This is a genomic window from Mesorhizobium sp. CNPSo 4688 (genome assembly GCF_057784295.1).
The window spans coordinates 1-4,075 of the sequence record NZ_JBWLUY010000065.1; the positions used below are offsets into that span (position 1 = coordinate 1).

Annotated in this window: 1 pseudogene; it reads left to right on the plus strand. The window is 60.0% G+C overall.

Going from position 1 to position 4,075, the window contains the following annotated elements:
- A pseudogene (locus tag AC04SH_RS34665) lies at window positions 1-4,075 on the plus strand (hypothetical protein); the annotation flags it as partial.

Below are 4,075 nucleotides of genomic sequence, written 5' to 3' on the forward strand. Positions count from 1 at the left end.
CTTTGAGCGGCAGCTGAGCGAGATCGCCAGTTCCCGTGGCGGCAGAGCAATGCCGGCGGCCTCGACGTTGCAGCCGGTCCAGTCAGCTGGGGTTTTGATAGGGCACAGCAAGGAGCCTCTCTATTCCGAGGATGCTCGCCTTATTTCGGGGCTTGAGAACGCGCTCCCCAAGGGCAAGGCCGCCAATCACACCGCCAACGCCTATATATACTCTCTTCGCAGCTTCAGCCGCCGGCTCTTCGCAAATAAAAAAGATCCGATTGCTGCTCGTCTCGACGACCAGTCGCTGACCGATGAAGCGCGCGAAGCTGTCGAAAAGGGTCATGACAGACGACTCCTCTCGGCAATAAACTATCTCCGGACCTTCCAGTCGACGGGCGGAGTCGTGCCGATCACAAGCCGGACTGATCTAATTCCGCACCCCCAGGACGTGGCTCTCATCGAAGAGTACAGAAACGACGCGGAGACATCGACCCGCAAGGTGTATGCAACTGTTCTTCGCAAATTCAGTGACTACCTGCGTAAGAGCAACAAGCCAGGCATTGCTGGTCGGCTTTCGGGCACGTCGTTGGGCGGCGATGTCGAGCGCTATAGGAGAGACGTCGGCGGTAGTGGGAATATCGGTGCCGCACTGGCTGATCTGCGAAAATCGCAGGCAGGCGCTAAAGCGATGGGACTCGAGCGCCATATTCCCCTCGTTCCTGCTGCCGAAAAGGCGGTCCGGATGGAGCCGATGCAGGAAGCGGACAGGTGGCCAGCGGATCTGCCTCCCGTAGAAAGCTACGATCAGGATTTGCTTTGGGAGATGATGGACAAACCCGGTCCGTCGTCATCTCTCGAGCCAGCCGCGCGCCATGACCAGTCATCGGATCCCCGAGAGTCCGTTCGCCACTTGAACTGGGGCTACGACCGCCAGCAGTTCCCCGACAAGCCGATGGGTGCATTTGCCAGCAGTAACCTCCTGCCAAGCGAGGAGGTCCTCATCAACGATGAGCGTGACACAGCTGGGTTGCGGCCAGCGAAGAGGCCGAGGACCCTGGACAATCTACACGGTCTTGCCATTGAGCGGCAGCTGAGCGAGATCGCCAATTCAGCCGCCTCGACACTGCAACCGTCTCAGACAGCTGGAGTTTTGACAGGACGGAGCAAGCAGCCTCTTTATTCCGAGGACGCTGGCCTTATTTCGGGGCTTGAGAACGCGCTCCCAAAGGGCAAGGCCGCCGATGCCACTGCCTACGCCTATGTATCTTCTCTTCGCAACTTCGGGCGCTGGCTCTTCGCAAATAACAAAGACCCGATTGCTGCTCGGCTGGACGACCGTTCGCTGACCGATGATGTGCGCGAGGCCATGAAAAAGGGTCATTACGGGAGACTCCGTGCGGCAATAGACCATCTCCGGACCTTCCAGGCGACGGGCAACGTGCTGATCACAAGCCGCACCGAGCTAAATCCTCACCCCCAGGATCTGCCTCTCATCAAAGAGTACAGAAATGACGCAGCGACAAGGACTGGCAGGTTGTATGCAGCTCTTCTTCGCAGGTTCAGTGACTACCTGCGTGAGAGCAACAAGCCGGGCATTGCTGGTCGGCTTTCCGGCACGTCATTGGACGGCGATGTCGAGATCTATAGGAAGGGCGCCGGGGATCGGCATATCCGTGCCGCACTGGCTGATCTGCGAAAATCGCAGACAGGCGTTAAAGCGATGGAGCTCGAGCGCCATATCCTCCCCGTTTCTGATTCCGAAAACGCGCCGCGGATGGAGCCGATGCCCGTCGGCGCCGCCGCTGCGCAGCAAAGCGCGTCTCAGGGCGCGGGCAGATGGCGGGATGAGCTGCCTCCTGTAGAAAGCTACGACCAGGATTTGCTTTGGGAGATGATGGACAAACCCGGCCCGTCATCTCTCGAGCCAGCCGCGCGCCATGACCAGTCTTCGGATCGAGCGTCCATTCGTCCCTTGAACTCGGGCTACGACCGCCAGCAGTTCCCGGACGAGCCGATGGATGCACTTGCCAGCAGCAACCTCCTGCCAGGCGAGGAGGTCCTCATCAACGATGAGCGTGACACAGCTGGGTTGCGGCCAGCGAAGAGGCCGAGGACCCCAGCCAATCTACACGGTCTTGCCATTGAGCGGCAGCTGAGCGAGATCGCCAATTCAGGCGGAGCAATACCGGCGACCTCGACACTGCGGCCGGCTCAGTCAACTGGAGTTCGGATAGGGCGGAGCAAGCAGCCTCTTTATTCCGAGGACGCTCGCCTTATTTCGGGACTTGAGAAGGCATTCCCCAACGGCAACGCCGCCAACCGCACTGCCTACAACTATGTATATTCTCTTCACAGGTTCGGGCGCTGGCTCTTCGCAAATAAAAAAGATCCGATTGCTGCCCGGCTCAACGAGCAATCGCTGACCGATGATGTGCGCGAGGCCATCGAAACGGGTCATTACGGGAGACTCCGTCCGGCAATGGACCATCTCCGGACCTTCCAGTCTGCGGGCGGAGTGGTGCCGATCACAGCCCGCGCTGAGCTAAATCCTCACCCTCAGGACGTGGCTCTCATCAAAGAGTACAAAAACGAAGCTGCGACAGGGACCCGCAGCCGGTATACAGCTGTTCTTCGCAATTTCAGTGACTACCTGCGTGAGAACAACAAGCCGGGCATTGCTGCTCGGCTTTCCGGCACGTCGTTGGACAGCGATGTCGAGCGCTATAGGAAAGACGCCGCGGGTAGTCGGCATATCGGTGCCGCACTGGCTGATCTGCGAAAATCGCAGGCAGGCGCTAAAGCGATGGAGCTCGAGCGCCATAACCTCCCCGTTCCTGCACCCGCAAAAGCGGTCCGGATGGAGCCGATGCCCGTCGGCAGCGCCGCTGTCCAGCACAGCGCGTCGCAGGAAGCGGACAGGTGGCCGGAGGAGCTGCCTCCTGTGGAAAGCTACGATCAGGATTTGCTTTGGGAGCTGACGGGCGAACCCGGCCCGTCGCCATCTCTCGAGCCGGTTTTGATAGGGCGCAGCAAGCAGCCTCTTTATTCCGAGGACGCTCGCCTTATTTCGGGGCTTGAGAAGGCCCTCTTCGAGGGCAATGCCGCCGATGGCACTGCCAACGCCTATGTATCTTCTCTTCGCAGCTTCGGGCGCTGGCTCTTCGCAAATAACAAAGATCCGATTGCTGCCCGGCTCGACGACCGGTCGCTGACCGATGATGTGCGCGAGGCCATCGAAAAGGGTCATAATGGGAGACTCCGTCCGGCAATGGACCATCTGCGGACCTTCCATTCGGCGGGCGGCGTCATGCCGATCACAGGCCGCGCTAAGCTAACTCCTCACCCCCAGGATCTGGCTCTCATCAGAGAATACAAAAACGAAGCAAGGACATCGACTGGCAGGTTGTATGCAGCTGTTCTTCGCAGTTTCAGTGACTACCTGCGTGAGAATAACAAGCCGGGCATTGCTGCTCGGCTTTCCGGCACATCATTGGACGGCGATGTCAAACGCTATAGGAAGGACGGCGGGGGTAGTCAGCATATCGGTGTCGCACTGGCTGATCTGCGAAAATCGCAGGCAGGCGCTAAAGCGATGGAGCTCGAACGCCATATTCCCCTCGTTCCTGATCCCGGAAACGCGATCCGGATGGAGCCGATGTCCGTCGGCGCCGCTGCGCAGCACAGCGCGTCGCAGGGCGCGGGCAGATGGCCAGATGAGCTGCCTCCCGTGGAAGGCTACGATCAGGATTTGCTTTGGGAGATGATGGACAAACCCGGCCGGTGGTCATCTCTCGAGCCAGCCGCGCGCCAGGTCCCCGACAAGCCGATGGGTGTATTTGCCAGCAGCAACCTCCCGCCAAGCGAGGAGGTCCTCATCAACGATGAGCGTGACACAGCTGGGTTGGGGCCAGCGAAGAGGCCGAGGACCCTGGACAATCCAGACGGCCTTGCCATTGAGCGGCAGCTGAGCGAGATCGCCAATTCAGGCGGTCGCCTGATGTCGTCGGCGGACCCCATCCATCAACTGGGTGCATTGCCATCGCAGGCGCAGGACATCGTCCAGGCCGGACGGCAAGAACCTGCCCGGTTCGCC